At 47.1% G+C, this 20070-nt stretch carries 22 protein-coding genes, 1 tRNA gene and 1 riboswitch; of the genes, 10 read left to right on the plus strand and 13 right to left on the minus strand.

Annotation, left to right across the window (positions count from 1 at the left end; translation table 11 throughout):
• The first annotated feature begins 26 nt into the window (after positions 1-26).
• Positions 27-129, plus strand: a riboswitch (TPP riboswitch).
• Positions 130-261: 132 nt separating this feature from the next.
• From tenA to thiE, 4 genes are read left to right on the plus strand one after another with little or no spacing between them, the layout of a single operon-like run.
• The gene (gene tenA, locus HFD99_RS14350) at positions 262-951 is read left to right on the plus strand and encodes a thiaminase II (protein WP_025365674.1); all 690 of its coding nucleotides are present in this window, start codon (positions 262-264) and stop codon (positions 949-951) included.
• Positions 952-976: 25 nt separating this feature from the next.
• Positions 977-1822, plus strand: coding sequence for a hydroxyethylthiazole kinase (gene thiM / locus HFD99_RS14355; RefSeq protein ID WP_039269194.1), 846 nt, complete (start codon positions 977-979; stop codon positions 1820-1822).
• Positions 1819-2649: a bifunctional hydroxymethylpyrimidine kinase/phosphomethylpyrimidine kinase gene (gene thiD, locus HFD99_RS14360; RefSeq protein WP_039269195.1), complete on the plus strand. Its 831-nt coding sequence runs from the start codon at positions 1819-1821 to the stop codon at positions 2647-2649. The genes thiM and thiD overlap by 4 nt, the downstream gene beginning before the upstream one ends.
• The gene (gene thiE / locus HFD99_RS14365; RefSeq protein ID WP_019688442.1) at positions 2646-3335 is read left to right on the plus strand and encodes a thiamine phosphate synthase; all 690 of its coding nucleotides are present in this window, start codon (positions 2646-2648) and stop codon (positions 3333-3335) included. Before thiD ends, thiE begins: the two co-directional genes overlap by 4 nt.
• 410 nt (positions 3336-3745) lie before the next feature.
• On the opposite strand, the gene HFD99_RS14370 is transcribed toward thiE, so the two are convergent.
• The gene (locus HFD99_RS14370) at positions 3746-4087 is read right to left on the minus strand and encodes a winged helix-turn-helix transcriptional regulator (protein ID WP_167440925.1); all 342 of its coding nucleotides are present in this window, start codon (positions 4085-4087) and stop codon (positions 3746-3748) included.
• Positions 4088-4191: 104 nt separating this feature from the next.
• Between HFD99_RS14370 and HFD99_RS14375 the strand changes: the two genes are divergently transcribed.
• Positions 4192-5103: an arginase family protein gene (locus HFD99_RS14375; RefSeq protein ID WP_167440926.1), complete on the plus strand. Its 912-nt coding sequence runs from the start codon at positions 4192-4194 to the stop codon at positions 5101-5103.
• 136 nt (positions 5104-5239) lie between these two features.
• Here the strand turns inward: HFD99_RS14375 and HFD99_RS14380 are convergent, their stop codons facing one another.
• Positions 5240-5494 carry a hypothetical protein gene (locus HFD99_RS14380; RefSeq protein WP_143069147.1) on the minus strand — a complete coding sequence of 85 codons (255 nt, stop codon included), beginning with the start codon at positions 5492-5494 and terminating at the stop codon, positions 5240-5242.
• A 65-nt stretch (positions 5495-5559) separates the two neighbouring features.
• Positions 5560-6528 carry a LacI family DNA-binding transcriptional regulator gene (locus HFD99_RS14385; protein WP_167440927.1) on the minus strand — a complete coding sequence of 323 codons (969 nt, stop codon included), beginning with the start codon at positions 6526-6528 and terminating at the stop codon, positions 5560-5562.
• A gap of 187 nt (positions 6529-6715) precedes the next feature.
• On the opposite strand from HFD99_RS14385, the gene HFD99_RS14390 reads away from it, so the two are divergent.
• Positions 6716-8059 (plus strand): 6-phospho-beta-glucosidase, encoded by a 1344-nt coding sequence (locus HFD99_RS14390; RefSeq protein WP_025365679.1) that lies wholly within the window; start codon positions 6716-6718, stop codon positions 8057-8059.
• Between the two features lie 214 nt (positions 8060-8273).
• Here the strand turns inward: HFD99_RS14390 and HFD99_RS14395 are convergent.
• Positions 8274-8347 (minus strand) — tRNA-Arg (locus tag HFD99_RS14395).
• Positions 8348-8522: 175 nt separating this feature from the next.
• Here HFD99_RS14395 and HFD99_RS14400 point away from each other — a divergent pair.
• Positions 8523-8816, plus strand: a complete 294-nt coding sequence (locus tag HFD99_RS14400) for a DUF4870 domain-containing protein (protein ID WP_016324668.1) — start codon at positions 8523-8525, stop codon at positions 8814-8816.
• A 309-nt stretch (positions 8817-9125) separates the two neighbouring features.
• Here the strand turns inward: HFD99_RS14400 and HFD99_RS14405 are convergent, their stop codons facing one another.
• Positions 9126-9485 (minus strand): hypothetical protein, encoded by a 360-nt coding sequence (locus tag HFD99_RS14405; protein WP_031462108.1) that lies wholly within the window; start codon positions 9483-9485, stop codon positions 9126-9128.
• A 163-nt stretch (positions 9486-9648) separates the two neighbouring features.
• Here HFD99_RS14405 and asnB point away from each other — a divergent pair, with 163 nt between their 5' ends.
• Entirely contained in the window at positions 9649-11493 is a 1845-nt protein-coding gene (gene asnB / locus HFD99_RS14410; protein WP_123797577.1) for an asparagine synthase (glutamine-hydrolyzing), read from the plus strand.
• Between the two features lie 162 nt (positions 11494-11655).
• On the opposite strand, the gene HFD99_RS14415 is transcribed toward asnB, so the two are convergent.
• The 3 genes from HFD99_RS14415 to HFD99_RS14425 all read right to left on the minus strand — a co-directional run bounded on the left by HFD99_RS14415 (position 11656) and on the right by HFD99_RS14425 (position 14201).
• Positions 11656-12288: an XTP/dITP diphosphatase gene (locus HFD99_RS14415; RefSeq protein WP_013372746.1), complete on the minus strand. Its 633-nt coding sequence runs from the start codon at positions 12286-12288 to the stop codon at positions 11656-11658.
• The gene (rph, locus tag HFD99_RS14420; RefSeq protein WP_013372747.1) at positions 12288-13049 is read right to left on the minus strand and encodes a ribonuclease PH; all 762 of its coding nucleotides are present in this window, start codon (positions 13047-13049) and stop codon (positions 12288-12290) included. The genes HFD99_RS14415 and rph overlap by 1 nt, the downstream gene beginning before the upstream one ends.
• A 93-nt stretch (positions 13050-13142) precedes the next feature.
• Positions 13143-14201 (minus strand): GerMN domain-containing protein, encoded by a 1059-nt coding sequence (locus HFD99_RS14425; protein WP_016818532.1) that lies wholly within the window; start codon positions 14199-14201, stop codon positions 13143-13145.
• A 153-nt stretch (positions 14202-14354) separates the two neighbouring features.
• Here HFD99_RS14425 and HFD99_RS14430 point away from each other — a divergent pair, with 153 nt between their 5' ends.
• The gene (locus tag HFD99_RS14430) at positions 14355-14912 is read left to right on the plus strand and encodes a phosphatidylglycerophosphatase A family protein (RefSeq protein WP_016818531.1); all 558 of its coding nucleotides are present in this window, start codon (positions 14355-14357) and stop codon (positions 14910-14912) included.
• A 71-nt stretch (positions 14913-14983) separates the two neighbouring features.
• On the plus strand, positions 14984-15421 hold the full coding sequence (locus HFD99_RS14435; protein ID WP_031462109.1) for a GNAT family N-acetyltransferase: 438 nt from the start codon (positions 14984-14986) through the stop codon (positions 15419-15421).
• Positions 15422-15571: 150 nt separating this feature from the next.
• Here HFD99_RS14435 and HFD99_RS14440 read toward each other — a convergent pair whose 3' ends face one another.
• The 5 genes from HFD99_RS14440 to HFD99_RS14460 all read right to left on the minus strand — a co-directional run bounded on the left by HFD99_RS14440 (position 15572) and on the right by HFD99_RS14460 (position 19812).
• Positions 15572-16357 carry an SDR family NAD(P)-dependent oxidoreductase gene (locus tag HFD99_RS14440; RefSeq protein ID WP_123797578.1) on the minus strand — a complete coding sequence of 262 codons (786 nt, stop codon included), beginning with the start codon at positions 16355-16357 and terminating at the stop codon, positions 15572-15574.
• A 104-nt stretch (positions 16358-16461) separates the two neighbouring features.
• Entirely contained in the window at positions 16462-17100 is a 639-nt protein-coding gene (locus tag HFD99_RS14445; protein ID WP_123797579.1) for a TetR/AcrR family transcriptional regulator, read from the minus strand.
• 166 nt (positions 17101-17266) lie between these two features.
• Complete coding sequence (locus tag HFD99_RS14450) at positions 17267-17902, minus strand: NAD(P)-dependent oxidoreductase (protein WP_123797580.1); 636 nt, start codon at positions 17900-17902, stop codon at positions 17267-17269.
• A 90-nt stretch (positions 17903-17992) separates the two neighbouring features.
• Positions 17993-19003 (minus strand): MBL fold metallo-hydrolase, encoded by a 1011-nt coding sequence (locus HFD99_RS14455; protein WP_123797581.1) that lies wholly within the window; start codon positions 19001-19003, stop codon positions 17993-17995.
• A gap of 23 nt (positions 19004-19026) precedes the next feature.
• Positions 19027-19812: a class I SAM-dependent methyltransferase gene (locus tag HFD99_RS14460; RefSeq protein WP_167440928.1), complete on the minus strand. Its 786-nt coding sequence runs from the start codon at positions 19810-19812 to the stop codon at positions 19027-19029.
• Positions 19813-20070 lie beyond the last annotated feature (258 nt).

Genomic DNA, 20070 nt, shown 5'->3' on the forward strand with positions numbered 1-20070 from the left:
TGTACAGTATTAGTCAAAAGAATAGGAAAGTCCACTAGGGGAGCCATTATGGCTGAGACAAGAATGAATCTTGGACCCTTTGAACCTGATCTAGTTCGTACTAGCGTAGGAAAGTGGAGCCTTCTATATAGGGTTTCAGGCGTTTTTGCGCATTGAACCTATGTTGAAGCCGCTCCAGTTTTCGGGGCGGCTTTTTGGCATTGTTCCGAGAATTGTATCTTACGGGACTTCTTATTCTCCATTTTTGTTGGAGGTGGGGAAATGAGTTTTTCGCAAGAGCTCCGTCAGCAGGCGGATGGCATTTTTCAAGCCATTTATGAGCATCCCTTTGTGAGAGGTATTGCTGAAGGAAATTTAACAAGGGAACAGCTGATTCACTATGTAAAACAAGACTTTGAATATTTGAACGCCTACATGCGGATTTACGGCATCGCAATCTCCAAAAGCACGAGCCGGGAGGATATGGCTGTATTTAACGAACAGATCTCTTTTATTCTCAACAGCGAGGTTCATCCGCATCAAAATTTTTGTGCTATCGCAGGTGTCACCTATGAAGAGATGCAGGGATATCCACTCGCTCCGTCCGCTCATCATTATATCCGCCATATGCTGACCGTCGCACATGAGGGTAGTCTTGGGGAAATCATGGCCGTGCTGCTACCATGTCCATGGACATATCTTGAAATTGGACGCAGGCTAATGGATGAGGTAAGACCAGACGAGTCTCATCCGTTCTATGAGTGGATTTGCTTCTATGGCAACCAAATTGAAGATGTAACCTTCAAATATCGAGAGCGTGTGGATGCTTGGGCGAAAGTCGCCACGGCTGCCGAGCGAGAGCGGATGATTGAGCATTTTATGCTAAGCTGCCAGCTGGAATATATGTTCTGGGATATGGCTTATAAGCAGGAACAATGGCCCGTCCAGATGCGCGCTACGGTCTTGGAATAATCAGTATAGATGAGAGAGGATAAACATGATGAATATATGGGAACAAAGTTATTCGGCGCTCCTGACAAAGGTACAAAACAGCAACCCCCTCGTTCATAATATAACCAATGTGGTGGTCACCAACTTTACAGCCAACGGCCTATATGCACTAGGGGCTTCCCCGGTGATGGCTTATGCACCCGAGGAAGTAGCAGATATGGCCAAAATAGCGGGCGCCGTCGTGTTAAATATCGGTACGCTAAACCGTGAGCTGGTGGATGCCATGATCCTTGCTGGACAATCGGCGAATGCTCACGGTGTTCCAGTTCTGTTAGATCCGGTCGGTGCAGGAGCGACTAGCTTTAGAACCGAGTCAGCACTGCGAATCCTAAACGAGGTTAACATCTCACTAGTACGAGGCAATGCAGCCGAAGTCGCTCATCTGATCGGAGAAGCCCGAGAAATTAAAGGGGTAGATGCAGGCGACAGTGCTGACAGCAGTAATGTCGATCTGGCAGTTCGGGCTGCGCAAACGCTCCATACCATGGTTGTCATCACTGGAAAAGAGGACGTCATCACCGATGGGGTTGAAGTACGATTGATTAGTGGCGGAGACGCGCTGCTTACGAAGGTAACCGGAACAGGCTGCCTGCTGACCTCTGTGTTGGGTGCCTTTGCAGCAGTTGAACCCAACCTGCTGCTCGCAGGCACAGCAGGTTTGGCATTTTACGGTGCAGCAGCTTCTCGAGCCGCAGCGCATACCGCAAAGCTGGGGCCGGGCAGCTTCCAGATTGCCTTTCTCGACGAGCTTGCCAAACTACATACTGGTTCGCTAGAGGGGCAAGTCACGATCCGTGAAGCTGGAACAACTACAACAGGTGGTGCGCGATGAGAGACGTGCATGTACCGAGAGCGCTGACGATTGCCGGTTCAGACAGTGGCGGCGGGGCTGGAATTCAAGCCGATCTCAAAACCTTTCAGGAGCTTGGCGTATACGGCATGTCAGCTATTACGGCCATAACGGTACAAAATACTTTGGGAGTTCACGGTGTATATCCGCTGCCACAGGAAGCAACAGCGCAACAGATCGAAGCTGTAGGATCAGATCTTGGAGTCGACGCCCTAAAGACTGGCATGCTATTTGATGCAGGCAGAATCCGTCTTGTGGCCGAGCAGATCCGAAAGTTCGGCTGGGAAAAGGTTGTCGTCGATCCTGTAATGATTGCCAAAGGGGGCGCAAAGCTGCTGCAACCAGAAGCGGTGCAGGCATTGAACGACGACCTGCTCCCCTTGGCCCTGGTCGTCACACCAAATATCCCGGAAGCGGAGGCCTTAACCGGGATAAGCATTCGTACGATGGAAGGGCGCCGTGAAGCTGCGAGACATATTAGCAGCCGGGGTCCCAAATTCGTTGTGATCAAGGGCGGCCACGATGAGGAGAGCGAAAACAGCGGTCAGGTCATTGACCTGCTATTTGACGGAACTGCCTTCACAGAGCTGGGCGGCAAGCGGGTGCGAACTGTCCACACACACGGAACAGGATGTACGTTCTCAGCAGCGATTACCGCTGAATTAGGGAAAGGCGTGTCTGTACCGGAAGCTATTGTCAATGGAAGAGCCTTCATTCAGGCGGCGATTGAGGATACATTGTATCTGGGCCAGGGACACGGTCCAACCAATCATTGGGCCTACCGCCGTCGTCAGGAGATACTCCAATGAGCGGTCGAATATTACCTGAGATCATGCGGCGGCATTTACAGATGTATCTGGTTGTTGGAAGCGTGAACTGCCTCGCGGAACCAAGTCGGGTCGTGCAGGAGGCTCTTGCTGGCGGCACAACCATGATCCAGTTCCGGGAAAAGGGCCGTAGCGCGTTAACAGGGGTTCCTATGTTTGAACTTGCGCGTCAGCTACAAGATCTGTGCCACCACGCTGGTATCCCCTTTATCGTCAATGACGATGTGGAGCTGGCTCTTGAGCTCAACGCCGACGGTGTTCACATCGGTCAGGACGATGAATCGGCTGATTCTGTGCGTACGCGGATCGGAAACCGAATCCTTGGCGTCTCCGCCCATACGATTGAGGAAGCTCGTCGAGCCATTCTGCAAGGTGCGGACTACCTCGGCGTCGGCCCCATCTATCCCACCATCTCAAAGGATGATGCTCATGCGGTGCAGGGTCCAGCCATTTTGCATGAGATGCGCAAAGCGGGAATTGATCTGCCCATCGTCGGGATCGGTGGCATTACGATAGACCGTGTGGAGGAAGTGGTAGGTGCGGGTGCCGATGGTGTAGCGGTGATTTCGGCTGTGACGCAGGCAAAACAGATTCGAGCTGCTGCAGAGGAACTAAAGAAAAAGGTAGTGCTAAGCATCAAACATCCGGGGATGTCCCAAAAGCTATAAAATGCTATGTCCCTTCCTTTACCCCATTATGTCACTTTTATTGTTTACGCAAGAGCCTCATTTCCACTAATAAAGTAGAAATGAGGCTCTGTGTTGTCATAAAATTAATCTTTTACAGCTTGATTTCTTGTGTTCTTTTTCTCAGCAATAAGTAATCCTAGCAAAATGTACCCCCTGTACAATATCCCCATGAACAGAACAATACCAACGATTGAAACAAGAATAAGTAGAATATTCGCTATAAATAAAATAATCGCCATAGTCAAAAATATCCCCCCAAAAGATACTGATTTTTAAGCTTCCTATCCCCAGTGCACTTGAGCTCGTTGAATACCTGATTAACTATAAATATATGTCAATCGTCTTTTCTAATATTCGTATAGCATTCGAGAACAATTAGAAAACGATATTTAATTATATTGGTTTTGGGTTCCCCACTCACATAACCCTTCCAAAACAGGTAATAGTGTTTCCGCTTTTTCTGTGAGGCTGTACTCGACTTTAGGGGGAACTTGCGGATACTCTTTCCTATTTACCAATCCATCCGCTTCCAATTCCTTTAGCTGTGAACTCAATGTTTTATAAGTAATAGCTCCGATTTGTCTTTTCAGATCATTAAAGCGAACCACTTGGTTTTCGGCCAGAAGATAAATAATAACCATTTTCCATTTACCACCAATGACTGACACTGTATAACCAAAAGGTGTATCTTCAATATTTTTAACTTTACCTTTAAATTCAGCCATACTCATATTCACACTATCCTTTCGGGTAGTACCTATCAAATTAGTGCGTACTACGTTTTTATTTGCGTTCAGTTTATACTAACCGTAATTTGAAGTAAAGGAGAGAAAATATGACTAAAACAATACGCCTGTTAATGCCGCAATGGCAAGGAGGAAACAATCCTAACTACTCTTTTGGCGCCGAACTGCTGGCCTGGCTAGCCCCAGACAATGCTCAACCCCTTATTCATGTTCCAGTTCAAGCTTATGATGGAACTCCACTTGCCAACGAGAACGGTATGTATGGGAGAAAACAGCTACTTGAACAATTAGAGGCTGCTCAACATATCATTGACGCTCATAAGCCAGATCGCATAGTAATGTTTGGTGGTGACTGCTTAGTCGAACAGGCCCCGTTTGCCTATTTAAACGAACGATACGGCGGGGAATTAGGGTTAATTTGGATCGATGCCCACAGTGATTTAGTTAGATATGTAGGCTATGATAACGGACATACATTACCGCTTGGGAACCTTTTGGGAGAAGGAGATGAGGAGTTCGCAAAATATGTGAAATTACCTCTTAAACCTGAAAAAGTCTTTATCGCTGGTTTAGCAACTCCTACAGAAGAAGAAACAAAAGCATTTTCAGAAACATTTCAAAAACTAGGTGTTACTACTATAGAAACAGATGCTGAAGTAATTCAAAGATTAGGGATTCGAACTGCTGGAACCAAAGAGTTAACGATCAGTACCGAATCAATAAAAGAGTGGATTAAAGAAAGCGGCATCAAGCACCTGGCGATTCACCTTGATTTAGATGTACTTGATCCAAAAGCATTTCGTTCTTTATTATTCGCCAACCCTGAAGCTCCCTATAATCTTTCTCCTGCGGGAACAATGCAAATACCTCAACTACTTCATCTGATTAAAGAACTATCTGAAGAAACCGATGTAGTTGGGTTAGGTATAACCGAACATATGCCGTGGGATTCCATTAACTTGAAGAATCTGCTTGGGGAAATACCTATTTTGAATCATTAATTCTACTTACGATCTATACATGTTTTTTTTGACTTAATTTTCGAAATGGAATTATTAGAAATTCGTTTGAATTAGAGTATTGTGTAAAGAAAGGACTCCTGGGGATTTATGCTGTTATGGAGTCCTTTTTTATTTTTTACTTTTTATTTTCATTTATTAATTTTAGTACTGGATTAAGGAACTCTTCAAAAAAGAAGTCGCCTCCCTCACCCGGAGTTAGTGCTTTATTATGATCAAAAGATTCGAAATCTTCTGGTACCGAAATATGATAGAGCGTGCCATTTTCCATTAATTCTCCTAAATCCTTATAAGCATTTGTTGGACGTGCAAAGCAGAGAACCCTAGAATTCTCAAGTATATATAAGTGAGTATCAGTTAACCTATATTGCATAAAATAACACCTCAATTATGTGACTTGAATAGCTCAGCACCGGATAAAAAGGAATACTCAGGAGATCAAGTAGTCGCTCGCTCTACTAATTTGAATTCCAAGGGATGTAATTCTTCCTGAAGCCCCTCTAGGGCATTTCGAATCATAATGAATGCATTTTCCGCTTGCTTGTCAATCGGGTAATGAATGGTGGTTAAATCAAGCAAATGCGAAATTTCGGTGTTATCAAAGCCCACCACTGCAACATCACTCGGGACAGAAACACCGAGCCTACGTGCTTCGGTCAAAAATCCTGCAGCCAAATAATCGGTAGAACAAGCGAAGGCATCAGGCTTGTTGGATTGTTCGCCCCACCAGTGAGCAATTTGTTCACCCGCTTCTATTGAATTTAAGCCATAAAAATGCGGGAAAGCATCTGCGTTCAAATCATATTTTTTGCAAAAATCATGATAAGCCCGTATGCGCTCCTTCGTATTCAATCCCCTCATATTCCCATATACATTCACAATGCTGCGATAGCCTCTGGCATACAGATGCTCCAGCGCAAGCATGTACCCCTGATACTGGTCCATAAATACAGACGGGATTGCCTCAATGTTTACACGCTGCCATGTCACAATTGGACCATATTTGGTGTAGTGCTCAATCACACTCCACTCATTGACGCGAATCATACAGACCAAGGCGTCCAGTTGCTTTCTCCGCAACATTTCCAGTGCTTCAAGCTCCCGCTCCTTCTCTCCATTCGTAATAAATAGTGCCATATTAAAACCATGCTCCTGGGCATAGGTTGTAAATCCACGCACAAATGAACCCAATGAATCATTAAAAGAAATTGAAATAATTCCTATGAGCTTGGTCATGCCCTTTTTTAATGAAACCGCATTCAAATTAGGTACATAATCCAGTCGGTCTATGACCTCCTGTACACGCTGCCTTGTCGGTTCACTTACGTACGGATGGTTATTAATGACACGAGACACCGTTGCCGAGGATACACCCGCCAGCTTTGCAATTTCATGAATATTTGCCACATTTCTCACCTCGTTCTTTCTATTTTAGCATGTTCGTGTTTAGCATGTTTCGTGGCCCCGCCCTATAATTGTCACCTTCCCCAAATAAGTTTTCTAAAAGCGCTTGACCTGTAATGCATTACAGGGATTACAGTGAATTTGAGCTTAAGAAAGCGGTTTTAAAAAACATACTCAGGAGGCACTAACCATGAAAAAAGGCATAAAGATCGCAACTATTGGCGGAGGCTCCAGCTATACACCAGAATTAGTAGAAGGTTTTATCAAACGTTATGCAGAGCTTCCCATCCGGGAGTTATGGCTGGTAGATATTGAAGCAGGGCGCGAGAAACTGGAGATCGTAGGGGCCATGGCCCAACGGATGGTGAAAGCCGCCGGCATTGATTGTGAAGTACATTTGACACTGGATCGTCGGGAAGCCTTGAAGGATGCCGATTTTGTAACGACCCAATTTCGGGTAGGCTTATTGGAAGCCCGGATTAAAGATGAAAGTATTCCTTTGAAACACGGTATGATCGGTCAGGAAACTAATGGGGCTGGTGGGATGTTCAAAGCTTTTCGTACCATACCCGTTATCCTCAGTATCGTAGAAGATATGAAAGAACTGTGTCCGAATGCATGGTTGATTAACTTCACCAACCCTGCGGGCATGGTCACCGAAGCGGTGCTTCGTTATGGTCAGTGGGATAAAGTCATCGGATTATGTAATGTTCCAATCGGCGCGATCAAGAGTGCATCGGCTGTGCTGGACAAACCGGAAGAAGAGCTGTTCTTTAAATTTGCAGGAATTAACCACCTTCATTGGCACAAAGTTTATGACAAAACCGGAGAAGAATTAACAGAACAAGTCATCGAAGGACTGTATGCGCCTGGCGCAAAACCGGAGAAGGTCGTTGAAAATATTAAGAACATGCGTTTCCTGTATGATCAGGTTCGTCAATTGAAAATGCTGCCTTGTCCTTACCATCGGTATTACTATATGACCGATAACATGCTCAAGGAAGAATTAGAGGAGGCCAAAAACGAAGGAACTCGGGGCCAAGTCGTCAAACGTCTGGAAGAAAGTCTGTTTGAATTGTACAAAGATCCGAATCTGGATTACAAACCAGAGGAATTATCCAAACGCGGCGGTGCGCATTACAGCGATGCTGCCTGTGAAATCATCAACTCTATTTATAACAACAAAGGCACATTGATGGTGGTTAGTACGCGTAACAACGGTGCGATTGATGATGTCCCTTATGATAGCGCCATCGAAGTAACTAGTGTCATTCGCGCGCATGGTGCGGAGCCTGTCAACTTTGGTAAATTCCCTCCAGCACAACGGGGACTGCTGCAAGTCATGAAGGCGATGGAAGAGCTGACCATTGAAGCGGCGGTCACTGGTGACTATGCGACAGCACTGCAAGCCTTCACCTTGAATCCGCTCGTTCCAAGCGGCGATATCGCCCAAACTGTGCTGGATGAATTGCTGGAAGCACACAAAGAGCATCTGCCGCAATTTTTTGCTCATAAAGAGAAGGCGACAGTATAAAGCCAGAATCAATGATACTGCCGGAACACAAAAAAACTTCCTAATATTGAATTAGGAAGTTTTTGCTATACGTCCCAGGAGGGATACTCTCCCTACGGTCGAGACTGCGAAGTTTATGCTAACGATGCTTAGCTCCGACGTCCCCCCAAGGGGTTCTCATCCCACTGGAACACAAAAAAACTTCCCAATATTGAATTAGGAAGTTTTTGCTATACGTCCCAGGAGGGATTCGAACCCCCGACCGACGGCTTAGAAGGCCGTTGCTCTATCCAGCTGAGCTACTGGGACAAGATAACAATCAATAAAACCTTATGTATTCAGTGCATTAATGATTATATCACATTTTGGGCAACTGTCAAAAGCATTTTTTCATTATACAGGAAAGCAGGCTGCAAAAGGAATCATTTGGACGCTAACGGGGTATTATGTACAAAGAACGATGCCAAAAAGGAGGGGTTAATCCGTGAGAGGCCTTTTGTCTTCACTTTGTTATTTTAGCATTTTTTTCGCACCTTTTCTGGTGCCGGTCATTGTGTGGATTGCAGTCCGGGACGAATATGTTCAGGGACACGCGAAAAAAGCCATTTTATCGCACATTTTCCCCATTATTGCGGCGATTCCGCTAGTTTATTTTATTATCACTGCCAATCATGCAGGCTCGGTTATCGGGTTTGTACTGCTATTCGTAGTGGTCTATCTCGGCGTTTTTGTCTATAACATCTACAAAGGGATCATGACGCTGCGTGAAGCGGCCTAATTCAAAAGAAGCCTCTCGCATTCGCAATTTTGACGAATACAGAGGCTTCTTCAGGGTCATTTATAAATGAGCGTTTCTCAGTTTATGACTGTTTATTTATTACCGAAGCGTCTAGGACTTCTTCGCACCTCATGTCTTACATTTTTCTCCATCACTTCTTCCGCGAACTCATTGTTATGAATATAACTGCTGCCTTTGTTTTTCTTATACTTCGCTTTGCCGTCTATGATTTCCCCCTCCTTTCACGCTGATCTGGCGATGGCGCCGGTGTCCAAATTAACAAAAGCCGAGGTAGTGCACACCATATCCTCATGCCCCGAACTCCTTGGCAAACTCTGTGCTAAGCTGCCCATAGGAGAGCAATTCCCTTTTGAACTTTTCCCGTTCCTCACCAGCGGTAATGTGCGTAGAGTCCGTAAAAGCCTTGTCGGTCACTTCTTCAAATGCCGAATGCAGATTATTGTCATACCAATCCAGCTCCAGATCGGCATCATTGCGGATGATCCGTACCATGTCATAATCAGGCTGACCATCCTTCTGATTCGTAGCTGTGATATAAACCAGCAGCTCCGGGTCATCTGCGGCACCGGGACGCACTTCTACCTCAGCACAGCGCACTCCGTCAAGTTCAGTGAAGCGGCGTATTTTGGCATCCTTGATGTAGTACATTGTCTCCCTCCTTCCTCACGTGTAGGCGGGTTGCCCCATCTGTAGTTTTCGGAACGGACAGACATTTTATGCTTCTTTTCGGCATATATACTGATGAACTGGGGATTTAGTTTTTGATTCATTCCAACACTGGATGAACACGACAAAGAGAGGATGAATAGACATGTGCGGAATTACAGGTTTCATACAGTGGAACGGAGATTTAATGCATCAATCTGAGCTGCTGCTAAATATGACGCAAACGCTCTCCGATCGCGGACCGGATGCTGCGGGTACCTGGATATCCAATCCGTGTGCCTTCGGACACCGAAGACTAAGCGTAATGGACCCGGAAAACGGCGCTCAGCCCATGATCCGGCAGCTTGAGGATATCACTTATACGATTGTATATAACGGGGAAATATATAACGCGCCTGAGCTGAAAAAAGAGTTGCAACAACGCGGGCATTTTTTCCGTACACAATGCGACACAGAGGTACTGCTCGAATCCTATATCGAATGGGGCCCGCATTGTGTAGATCGGTTGAACGGCATTTTTGCGTTTGCGGTCTGGGATAGTGAGCGGGAGCAGGTATTTCTGGCACGAGATCGACTGGGAGTGAAGCCGCTATTTTATAGCCAAACTGAAGATGTATTTGTATTTGGCTCCGAACCCAAAGCCCTACTCCAGCATCCAGCGGTAGAGGCAGCAGTAGACGCCGAGGGATTGGCAGAAATTTTTATCATTGGGCCTGCACGCACCCCCGGACACGGCGTCTATTCGTCGATGAAGGAGCTCCGTCCCGGGCATACCCTCACCTACAGCCGCGACGGCGTACGCATTCAAGCCTATTGGAAACTGGAAAGCATTGCGCATGAGGATAACACCGAAGAAACGGCACTCAAGGTACGAGAACTGTTGATGGATACCGTGGAACGGCAGCTTATTTCGGATGTACCGGTATGTACCTTATTGTCTGGCGGGCTGGATTCAAGTGCTCTGTCCGCATTAGCAGTTGATTATTACAAACGTACCGGGCAGGGACAAGTTCATACGTATTCAGTCGATTATGTGGACAACGACAAGCATTTTAAAGCCCATGCGTTCCAGCCCGGAGCCGATGCTCCCTGGATACAGCGGATGGTCGATGAATTAGGGACAAATCATCACTGGATTGAATTCGATACACCTGAAGTTGTAGCCGCTCTGAACAACTCCACGCTAACGCGGGATTTACCCGGCATGGCGGACGTGGATTCGTCACTGTATCTCTTTTGCCGGGAGATTAAAAAGGGCGCTACTGTTGCCATTTCTGGTGAAGCAGCAGATGAAGTGTTTGGCGGATATCCGTGGTTCCATCGGGAGGATATGCTGAACTCAGGCACATTCCCGTGGGCGGTTGCTCCCGATATGAGAGCGAGTCTGCTATCCCCCGAAGTGCGGGACTGGATCAAGCCGCTGGAGTATTTGAACGACCGTTACTCAGAAGCAGTCGGAGAAGTACCAAAGCTACCGGGGGAAACAGGAAAAGCTGCGCAAATGCGCGTCATGTCCTATTTGAACATCACCCGCTTTATGCCTACCCTGCTGGATCGCAAGGATCGGATGAGTATGGGGGTCGGACTCGAAGTACGGGTGCCGTATTGCGATCATCGGTTGGTGCAATATGTATGGAACATTCCGTGGAGCATTAAGATGACAGGCGGACGTGAAAAAGGTATTTTGCGCAAGGCGCTGGAGGGCGTATTGCCGGATGATGTGCTATATCGCAAAAAAAGCCCGTATCCTAAAACGCATAATCCCTCCTATCTTGCCGCTGTGAAAAAGCAAGCGCTGCAACTGCTGGATGATTCCTCTTCCCCACTGCTCAAGCTGATCGATACGAAAAAGATACGGGATATTGCCGCCTCACCGGAGGCATCCACCAATCTGCCTTGGTTTGGCCAGCTAATGTCGGGTCCTCAGTTGTTTGCTTACTTGACCCAAGTGGATAACTGGCTGCGCACTTACAAGGTGGCTATTCGATAAAATGCGCTAACTGCTTAATCCGTAAATTACCAGGTGGTAACCGCCTGTTTTTCTCGATACATGCTATACGTGGAACAGAAAGTACCAAAAAGGCTATCCGCGCCATGACTGACGGATAGCCTTTTTTGTATATGACAGGTATATATTCAACCTGCTGCCAAACTATGCCTGTGGATTTCCCAGCTTTGTTGCCAAATTACGCAGGGCTATGCCTCGATGACTGATAGCCTGCTTTTGTTCCAACGTCAGCTCCGCCATTGTCTTTTCAAACTCTGGCAAATAAAACAGCGGATCATACCCAAACCCACCGCTGCCCGCGGTTTCAGTCGTAATCCAGCCTTCCACGGAGCCCGTCGATTCCAACGTCTCCCCAGTCTGTGGATTATACAGAATCAAGGTACAGACGAATTGAGCCGGGCTCAGCAAAGGCTGTCCGGTATCATCACCAAGCTGCTTTGATTCCAGAACATCAAGCAGCTTGATATTGTTTTCGTGATCGCTGGCGCCTTCTCCCGCATAACGGGCCGAATATACGCCTGGCGCACCGTCCAGCAAATCCACGCACAGGCCGGAATCATCGGCCAGCACAGGCAATCCGAGCACATCTCCCACCGCTTTGGCTTTTTTCAGCGCATTTTCGGCAAAGGTTGTGCCATCCTCAACGACATCAGGAATGTCTGGATAATCGTACATACTTCTGACTTCCTTGCCAAACGGCGCAAAAGCATGTGCAAATTCCCGCACTTTCCCTTTATTCTTCGTAGCGACAATGACAACCGGACCATCCAGTCGCATTAGGCCCCAGCTCCTGTACGTCCAGCACCGATCTTATCGGCAATCGGTCCGAGTACTTCTTTTTGGCGCTCGATCATTTGCAAAATCCCTTGTTCACCCAAGCTAAGCAGCTGATCCAATTCCTGACGGTCGAATGGGCTTTCTTCCCCCGTACCTTGCAGCTCGACGTATTTTCCACTGCCAGTCATGACGAGATTCATGTCCACCTTAGCCTTGGAATCCTCTTCATAATTCAGATCCAGCAGCGCCTTGTCACCAACAACCCCTACGCTGACGGAAGCCAAAAAATCCGTAATAGGGAAAACAGGCAACTTGTGCTGGATCGCAATTTTATTTACTGCAATCGCCAACGCTACGAAAGAACCGGTAATGGAGGTTGTACGCGTCCCACCGTCCGCCTGAATGACGTCACAGTCCAACGTAATCGTCCGTTCACCAAGCGCCTGCAAATTGACAACCGAACGCAACGCTCTTCCGATCAGACGCTGAATTTCCATAGTACGGCCTGTCAACTTGCCGCGCGCAGCTTCACGCTGATTGCGGCTATGTGTCGCCCGCGGAAGCATGGAATATTCGGCGGTCACCCAGCCTTTTCCCTGGCCCTTCATAAAGGGAGGAACGCGCTCTTCCACTGTAGCCGTACAGATGACTTTCGTCTCGCCAACCTCTATAAAAACAGAGCCCTCCGCGTATTTATTTACTCCTGCTGTCAATTTCATCGGGCGCAGCTCATCACCGTTTCGTCCGTTAGATCTACTCATGCTTTTTCCTCCTACGTCGTATGCAACCTGTTCTTATATGTTTATTTTACCAAAGTGTGCAGGCAAAAGCACCCCAATGACGATTCCCTGTCCTTAAAGAGGAATTTCGTTAATATGCTGCGGCTTGGCTACAGGCTCTCCATAATTTTGATTATTTTGTCCAATCACGCTTTTCTCACCATTCAGTTCAATGCGAATCTTCGTTTTGACCGCATCATCCGAATTGTCCGCTGCTGTCAGTACGACCGATTCTAAAAATTCAGCAGGTACGGCCTCCCCTTTGGCAAACATATCATCCGAGAGTGATACCGTAATGACGTTATCTTTGGAGCGTTCTACCGATTTCAGCGCCGTCTCCCCTGTCATCACTTCCTGCAATCCATCCTTGGTCTGTGGACCTTGAATTAATTGATGCAGAGCGGACTGGACACGATCTTTTTCCGGACTGACCAGTCGTGTTACAGGTACATAATATTGTACTCCAGCAGGCGAAGATGAAGAGAAATATACGGTGACTGGACTGGAATCCAGGGGGGTCACGCCATGACCGACCTCCAAATTAATCCCTACTGCGCGCGTGAGCGGATGGTCCAGCGGTGTGCCGCCAACAGGCATTTCGTTCAGCTTTTTACCATCCACCCAAATCTGCACGCTTTTAATATCGGGACGGTCGGTCAAGGTCCAAGTCAAGCTTTCCATTAATTTGCGTTCTTCCTGTGGCTTATAGTTGGCGAAAGATTTGTTAAATTCGACAACAGCCAGCTTGTTATCCTTGTCCACTGTCACACTTTTCACTTCTGTACCCTGAGGCAATACACCTTTAAATCCTTCTGGTAATAATCCGGCATAAGGCCCGCCCTCAACCAGTGTTTCCAGCGCCGACTTGGCATCTGCCTGTACATCACCTGAAGCAATCGGTAAAGATACAGGAGCCAGCAAACCATTATGATCTTGCAAAAAAACAGCCCTCAACTGCCCGGTAGTGGCAGGTGCTTTTCCGGTTACAGCCTTAATCATGGACTGCTCTGTCGTTGACGGCGGAGGGTCGATGGACGCGGCTTCGTTGCCGAAAAGGCTGCATCCGGACAACAACAGGGGCAGGGATAGCAGCCCGGCTACAGAGGTCATACGCCATGGGTGTTTTATGTTCATAAATGAAGTTCCTCCCTAACAATTTTGTACAGATTGTACTAATATGTATACGAGCCCCGCGTAAAAAATAACTACTTTTTTAGCAGACTGGACACACTGGTCATAATTGCAGTAGAAAATTAGGATCTACACGAGGAGGGTAACTTCAACTTTATGGACAAGAAAAAAGTACCTTACAGCCTGAATAGTAAAAAGGTAGCCGATGCCACCCGTGAGTGGCTGCACAAGCGTGGTGTAAGTATGACTGAAATCGCAGAACTGGTTATGCTTCTACAGAAAAAATATTACCCGAACCTAACGATGGAAGAATGTATGGACAATGTGGACAAGGTGTTAATGAAGCGCGAGGTTCAAAATGCCGTGCTTACGGGCATCCAGCTAGATATTCTCGCGGAACAGGGGGCTCTTCTTCCCCCATTGCAGGATATGATTGAGAATGATGAGGGATTATACGGAGTGGATGAAATTCTAGCCTTTTCCATCGTCAATGTGTACGGCAGTATTGGATTTACCAATTACGGTTATGTCGATAAGCTCAAACCGGGTGTGCTGGAACGCCTGAACGATAAAAGCCTTGGGCCGATTCATACGTTTCTGGACGACATTGTGGGTGCGATTGCAGCCTCGGCCAGCAGTCGTATCGCCCATCGCAAGCAGGCAGAGCGCGAGCAGGAGCTTGGAGAAGAAAGCGCACCGAATACAACACGGTAACAATGACATGCCAGTTGCAAACAATGCGTTGGATTACAATAGATATATACAGGGTAAGAGGAGAACTAGACATGGCAGACGTAATTGCAGGATATACATTCCGTACGATGCAGGCTGATGATTACGATCAGGCCATTGAGCTGTGGAATGGCTTAGACGGATTGGGATTAAGTGAGGCCGATTCACCGGAGCGGATTGCACGATTTTTGCAGCGGAATGAAGGACTTAGCTTTGTCTGTGAGTACGCTGGAAACATCATAGGCACGATTTTAGCAGGCCATGATAGTCGCAGAGGGTTTCTGTATCATCTGGGTGTAGCCACAGAACATCGTGGTCATGGGATTGCGCCCAGACTGGTGGATAAAGCGTTATCTGCTTTGCTTAAAGAAGGTATTGATAAATGCCATCTGTTTGTGATGGAGCATAACATAGGAGGTCAACGCTTCTGGTCAGCTAACGGCTGGGAGAAGCGAGATGGGATTTTATTATATTCGCGAGATCTGGGATAGCATCTGAACGCTTGATCTATGTAAATTAGGAACGCCGGGGCTGCTGGTTCTATTGAATTAGAAGCAATCAGACCCGGCATATAAGAAATCTCAGCTTATTGAGTGGTAATCCTGATTAAAGTATAGGCTATCTTGATTCATAAATTGCAATCAATTTTGAGGTCGTAGTGTACGTTCCACAATGTTAAGTGTGGATTGACGAGAGAAAAATCGGGATACTTGGGCTACCCAATAGTTTTGTCGACCCGATATCATATGACTGCGCCCTTTTTCAAATGCTTTCAAGGCATTATTGACGACAGTCTGGGGTGTTTCTCTGGAACCTACAGAGGCTTCACTGGAGCCTACCACATCAAAAAATGAGGTTTCGGTTGCACCTGGACAGAGGGCGAGCACTTTGAGTCCTCGTTTTCGATTTTCGGCCCACAGCGCCTCGCTAAACGAAAGTACGAATGCTTTCGTTGCTCCATATACGGCCATATAGGGATCAGGCTGAAATGCAGCGGTGGATGAAACATTGATGAGTCCCCCATCCCGGTTACGCAACAAATCAGGCATAAATGCATGTGTGATATCGACTAAAGCAGTCACATTGAGCATCACTTCCTCATGCTGTCTTTCTCCTGAAACCTGCTCAAAGTACCCGTAGGTGGCAAAACCGGCGTTGTTAATCAGAAGATCTACCTTGAGTTGTTGATTTTGAACCTCCTGATGCAATGTTTGGGGAGCTCCCGATGAGGATAGATCGAGCGCAATCACCGTAGCTTTTACGTTATATTTAGCGGAGAGTTCTTTCGCCAGTGCTTTTAGTTTTTTTTCATTGCGCGCTACCAAAATGAGATTACATTGCTTAGCCGCGAGCGAATAGGCAAATGCCTCACCAATCCCGGATGAAGCCCCTGTGATGAGTGCTGTTTTGTTTGCATACCTAAACATGATGATGACCTCCATAGTATCGTTGTTTTATTTAAGAAACACTGTTACCACTACTCTATAATGAACTGAAGCCATCACGATGACGACCTCAGTACACTTCATATTTACGCTGGAGATGAAGAGGGTTTACATACATCGAGCGTATTCTTCAGTGTAAATGCATACACCTCTTGGGCCATGTCCACAGTCAAAAAATGACCTGCAAATTGTAGATGTATCACCCCGTGTAAAGCTGACCACAGCATTCGGACAACCAGCAGTGGGTCCTGTTTTTTCAGTGCTCCCTGCTCCGTAGCATGTATGACGGTTTGTAAGATTCGCGATAATGCCGTTGTGGTACCCTCCAAGCTCTGTTCATCCGGCTTAAAATCAGATAATGCCCCGCCAAACATCATTTTGTAATAGGCTGAATGAAGCCGCGCAAATTCCCAATATGCCCAGCTTAAAGCTTCCAGATCAGCGAGTACGTTTTTCGTAACAGGTACTTGTTCAAAGGTTTCAGCCAATAGCCGGCATCCATCCAGATACATCTCATTGGCAAGACCGTCCTTACTACCAAAAATACTGTAAATGATCTTAGTGGAACAGCTTAATTTCTGTGCAACTCGCCGTACAGTCACAGCCTCAGGCCCTTCTTCTACAAGAAGGATGCATGCGGCATCAATCACATTTTTACGGAGCAATTGCTGCTGCTGTAGCTTCACCTCAGAATAGGTTTTATAGGGTTGCGATGACTCGGACATCGTTCAATGCACTTCCTTTATTCATCTCAGAAACACTGTTTCCTTATAGAATCATAGTATTCCATCCCTAAATGTTTGTCAAATAAAAAAGAGCACAACATAAGTAGATACACTTACTGCGCTCTGGTTGGATGTTAAAAATGAAGCTATGTTTTGCGTTCCACGATCAATAGGCAATGCCCACCCTTGTGCGGATAAAATCGCAACTTGTCCATTGACGATAGGTAAAATCAGCTGTATCCGCAGTGGAAATTTGTGAGCCGTCTTCGGGCAGAAAATCTTTTTCCACGCGATATACACCTGTACGTTCGCCATCTGGCAAATAGGTTGGACATACGATTGTCCAATCTAGTGCTGATTCACGCAGCAATTCGTACACTCGCCGATGCTCCTCGGCCGCGCGGGTGCTGCGTCGCCGGGTATCGGAGGACTCGTACCGATACAGACTCGGTTCGGTCCGGCTTTGCAAAATCCCTGCCGTTCCTACCGTTATGAGTCGGTGAATGGACTGCTCCTGCATCAGCCGGATCAGCAGACCTGCACTAACGGATAAGGTGGTGGTTCCATCTGTATTCAGCGCACTGATCACAACTGTTGGCCCGCCTTTCAGCGCTTGTGCTACGTCCTCCGCGTTGGTGGCATTACCTTGTACAAATTGCAGCTGTGTCCCGTATTGGGATGCGAAATCCTCCAACTTGTCCGGTGAACGAACTAGGACGGTTACGGTATGACCATCCGCTAACGCATATTCTAATATAAAACGGCCCACACGTCCGGTAGCTCCCAGCAGCACCAAATTCATAAAAGCCTCTTCCCCGGCATGCATGCCGTTCATGTTGTTCTGTCATGTTGCATTGTCATATCACTGTACTCGCTCGTTAACTCCACGCCATTATTGATAGCAAAGAGGATAAAAGCGAGTGATAGGACTCTCCTCACTCATAGAGGCTCGTTCACGGCGCACCAGCTCCACCAGGTGGGCCAGCGTCTCAGACATGGCAAACCTTAGCTGGTGAATCCCCAGCTTGTCGCCAAACACGGCAATGCACAGCTCATAAGCTGTGCTGCCTTCCGGTTGAACGAGCTGCAAGAATTTATCCAGCCGTTCTTCATGATGCGCCAGCAATGCTTGCGTCCGTTCGCGAAAATATCCAAACGGATTGCGGTGCCCGGGATATGCCCATGCGACCTCCAGCTCACCTAGGCGCTGCAAGCCATCTATATAAGACTTCAGCGGCTGGGCGTCACTGCCCGGCAGCAGGCTGATATTAGGGGAAATCTGCGGCAACACTGCGTCACCGCACAGAATAACTTCGCTATTCGGCTCATATAAGGACACGTGTCCAGGCGCATGCCCTCCAGTCTCTACGGGCATCCAGCTGCGTCCGCCTAATTCCAGACGAGCGTCTATTCCGGTAGGAATGAAGGTAATCTCAGGCTGCGGATTCACTTGCAAATAAGCCTGCTGCATATGTAATTCCAAGGCTGATACCTGTTCCAAAGGAAAGCCATGCTGGACAAAAAAGCTGGGCAGCCTCTTCTCCATAGCGGTCGTCAATTCTGGAGCGTCCCACATCATCATCGCTTCCTGATGGCTGCGAGCTGACATATGTACGCGAGCCTGACCTTGCTGCTGCATCCACCCCGCCAGTCCATAATGATCGGGGTGATGATGAGTCACCACAATGTCTGAAATATCCTCAAAGGACATTCCCAGCTGTTGGAACACATATGCCCATTCCGCCTCTGTATCCAGATTGCGCGGACCTGGGTCTACAATTGTAAAACCGTGCTGTCCCTTGAGCACATAGCTATTCACCCAGCGCAGCGGAAAGGACATGGATATTTTGACCTGAATGCCTCCATCTATTCGCTCACACGGCGTAAGCTCTGGCAATTTCATGGCTTCCCCTCCGGCCTTCTGTTTCAAGCCCGCACACCGACAAAAATCATTCGGGGCGAAGCATCTTCTATATATTGATCTTCATCATAACTTCCGTGCACCTGCTCTACGGATAGCCCGGCTTGTTCTAGCAATCCACGGAACTTTTCATACGGATATAGCTTTACTCGCTCATAGTACACACGCGCAGGTTGTGCGTCAGCATGAGTGGCATCCAGCTCAGAGGCTGCTTCTGTGGTCGTCACAGATGCGGCTGACCGGATGGCAATTTGCTTTTTCACAAATCCATCTTCAATGACCCGATGCTCCTCAATCCAATTTCCCTCATCCTCCCGGGACGAATGCGGTACCAAATGTGCAGCTACGTAGGAAGGGTTCAAATAATCTATAATAAAACGACCTCCCGGTTTCAACAGCCGATAAATTTCCTTTAATACCCTAAGCTGCTCCTCATCCTTCTCAAAATAACCAAAGGAGGTAAACAAATTGACCACCGCATCAAAGCTTTCATCCAGCGGCACCGCTCTCATATCCCCTTGATGCCAGCTTACCCGCCCTTCGGAATCCGCCGCATGCGCCTCTCTCAGCAGTACATTGGACAGGTCCACACCCGTCACCTTATACCCTGCATCGGCGAGCGCAAGCGAATGACGTCCCATCCCGCAGCATAAATCCAATACGCTGGAACCTTGCGGTAATTTGAGCCAGGAGATCATTTTTTGCACTTCCTGATAGGCTCCCTGAAAGTCGCGATGCTTGTATACCAATAAATAATCTTCCCCAAAGCTTTGCTCGTACCATTCTGCCATATCGTTTCTCCTCCATGAACTCATTTCGCTCTATTACATACTATATTAGCTTTTTCAAACTGGAAACTCAAAAACATTACGAATAAGCATTTTGCAAAAGCACCAAGCTTCCTGACATGAGAGCATGTTACAATAACCGTATTTGAGCTTAAATAATCATAGGAACTTCATACCCACTTCATGTGATTTATCCCATTTTATCATTAAAATGAATCATGGGAATGCCTTTAGAGAGGTTTCATGCAGGAAAGGAGCGGC

The sequence above is a fragment of the Paenibacillus sp. EKM301P genome (genome assembly GCF_011800295.1).
In the GTDB taxonomy this organism is placed as follows: Bacteria; Bacillota; Bacilli; order Paenibacillales; family Paenibacillaceae; genus Paenibacillus; species Paenibacillus polymyxa.

Excerpts from the sequence above, each read along its gene's own strand:
- tenA (WP_025365674.1), top strand. The coding sequence starts at position 262 with ATGAGTTTTTCGCAAGAGCTCCGTCAGCAGGCGGATGGCATTTTTCAA.
- thiM (WP_039269194.1), top strand. The coding sequence starts at position 977 with ATGATGAATATATGGGAACAAAGTTATTCGGCGCTCCTGACAAAGGTA.
- thiD (WP_039269195.1), top strand. The coding sequence starts at position 1,819 with ATGAGAGACGTGCATGTACCGAGAGCGCTGACGATTGCCGGTTCAGAC.
- thiE (WP_019688442.1), top strand. The coding sequence starts at position 2,646 with ATGAGCGGTCGAATATTACCTGAGATCATGCGGCGGCATTTACAGATG.
- HFD99_RS14370 (WP_167440925.1), bottom strand. The coding sequence starts at position 4,087 with ATGAGTATGGCTGAATTTAAAGGTAAAGTTAAAAATATTGAAGATACA.
- HFD99_RS14375 (WP_167440926.1), top strand. The coding sequence starts at position 4,192 with ATGACTAAAACAATACGCCTGTTAATGCCGCAATGGCAAGGAGGAAAC.
- HFD99_RS14380 (WP_143069147.1), bottom strand. The coding sequence starts at position 5,494 with ATGCAATATAGGTTAACTGATACTCACTTATATATACTTGAGAATTCT.
- HFD99_RS14390 (WP_025365679.1), top strand. The coding sequence starts at position 6,716 with ATGAAAAAAGGCATAAAGATCGCAACTATTGGCGGAGGCTCCAGCTAT.
- HFD99_RS14405 (WP_031462108.1), bottom strand. The coding sequence starts at position 9,485 with ATGTACTACATCAAGGATGCCAAAATACGCCGCTTCACTGAACTTGAC.
- asnB (WP_123797577.1), top strand. The coding sequence starts at position 9,649 with ATGTGCGGAATTACAGGTTTCATACAGTGGAACGGAGATTTAATGCAT.
- HFD99_RS14415 (WP_013372746.1), bottom strand. The coding sequence starts at position 12,288 with ATGCGACTGGATGGTCCGGTTGTCATTGTCGCTACGAAGAATAAAGGG.
- rph (WP_013372747.1), bottom strand. The coding sequence starts at position 13,049 with ATGAGTAGATCTAACGGACGAAACGGTGATGAGCTGCGCCCGATGAAA.
- HFD99_RS14425 (WP_016818532.1), bottom strand. The coding sequence starts at position 14,201 with ATGAACATAAAACACCCATGGCGTATGACCTCTGTAGCCGGGCTGCTA.
- HFD99_RS14430 (WP_016818531.1), top strand. The coding sequence starts at position 14,355 with ATGGACAAGAAAAAAGTACCTTACAGCCTGAATAGTAAAAAGGTAGCC.
- HFD99_RS14435 (WP_031462109.1), top strand. The coding sequence starts at position 14,984 with ATGGCAGACGTAATTGCAGGATATACATTCCGTACGATGCAGGCTGAT.
- HFD99_RS14440 (WP_123797578.1), bottom strand. The coding sequence starts at position 16,357 with ATGTTTAGGTATGCAAACAAAACAGCACTCATCACAGGGGCTTCATCC.
- HFD99_RS14445 (WP_123797579.1), bottom strand. The coding sequence starts at position 17,100 with ATGTCCGAGTCATCGCAACCCTATAAAACCTATTCTGAGGTGAAGCTA.
- HFD99_RS14450 (WP_123797580.1), bottom strand. The coding sequence starts at position 17,902 with ATGAATTTGGTGCTGCTGGGAGCTACCGGACGTGTGGGCCGTTTTATA.
- HFD99_RS14455 (WP_123797581.1), bottom strand. The coding sequence starts at position 19,003 with ATGAAATTGCCAGAGCTTACGCCGTGTGAGCGAATAGATGGAGGCATT.
- HFD99_RS14460 (WP_167440928.1), bottom strand. The coding sequence starts at position 19,812 with ATGGCAGAATGGTACGAGCAAAGCTTTGGGGAAGATTATTTATTGGTA.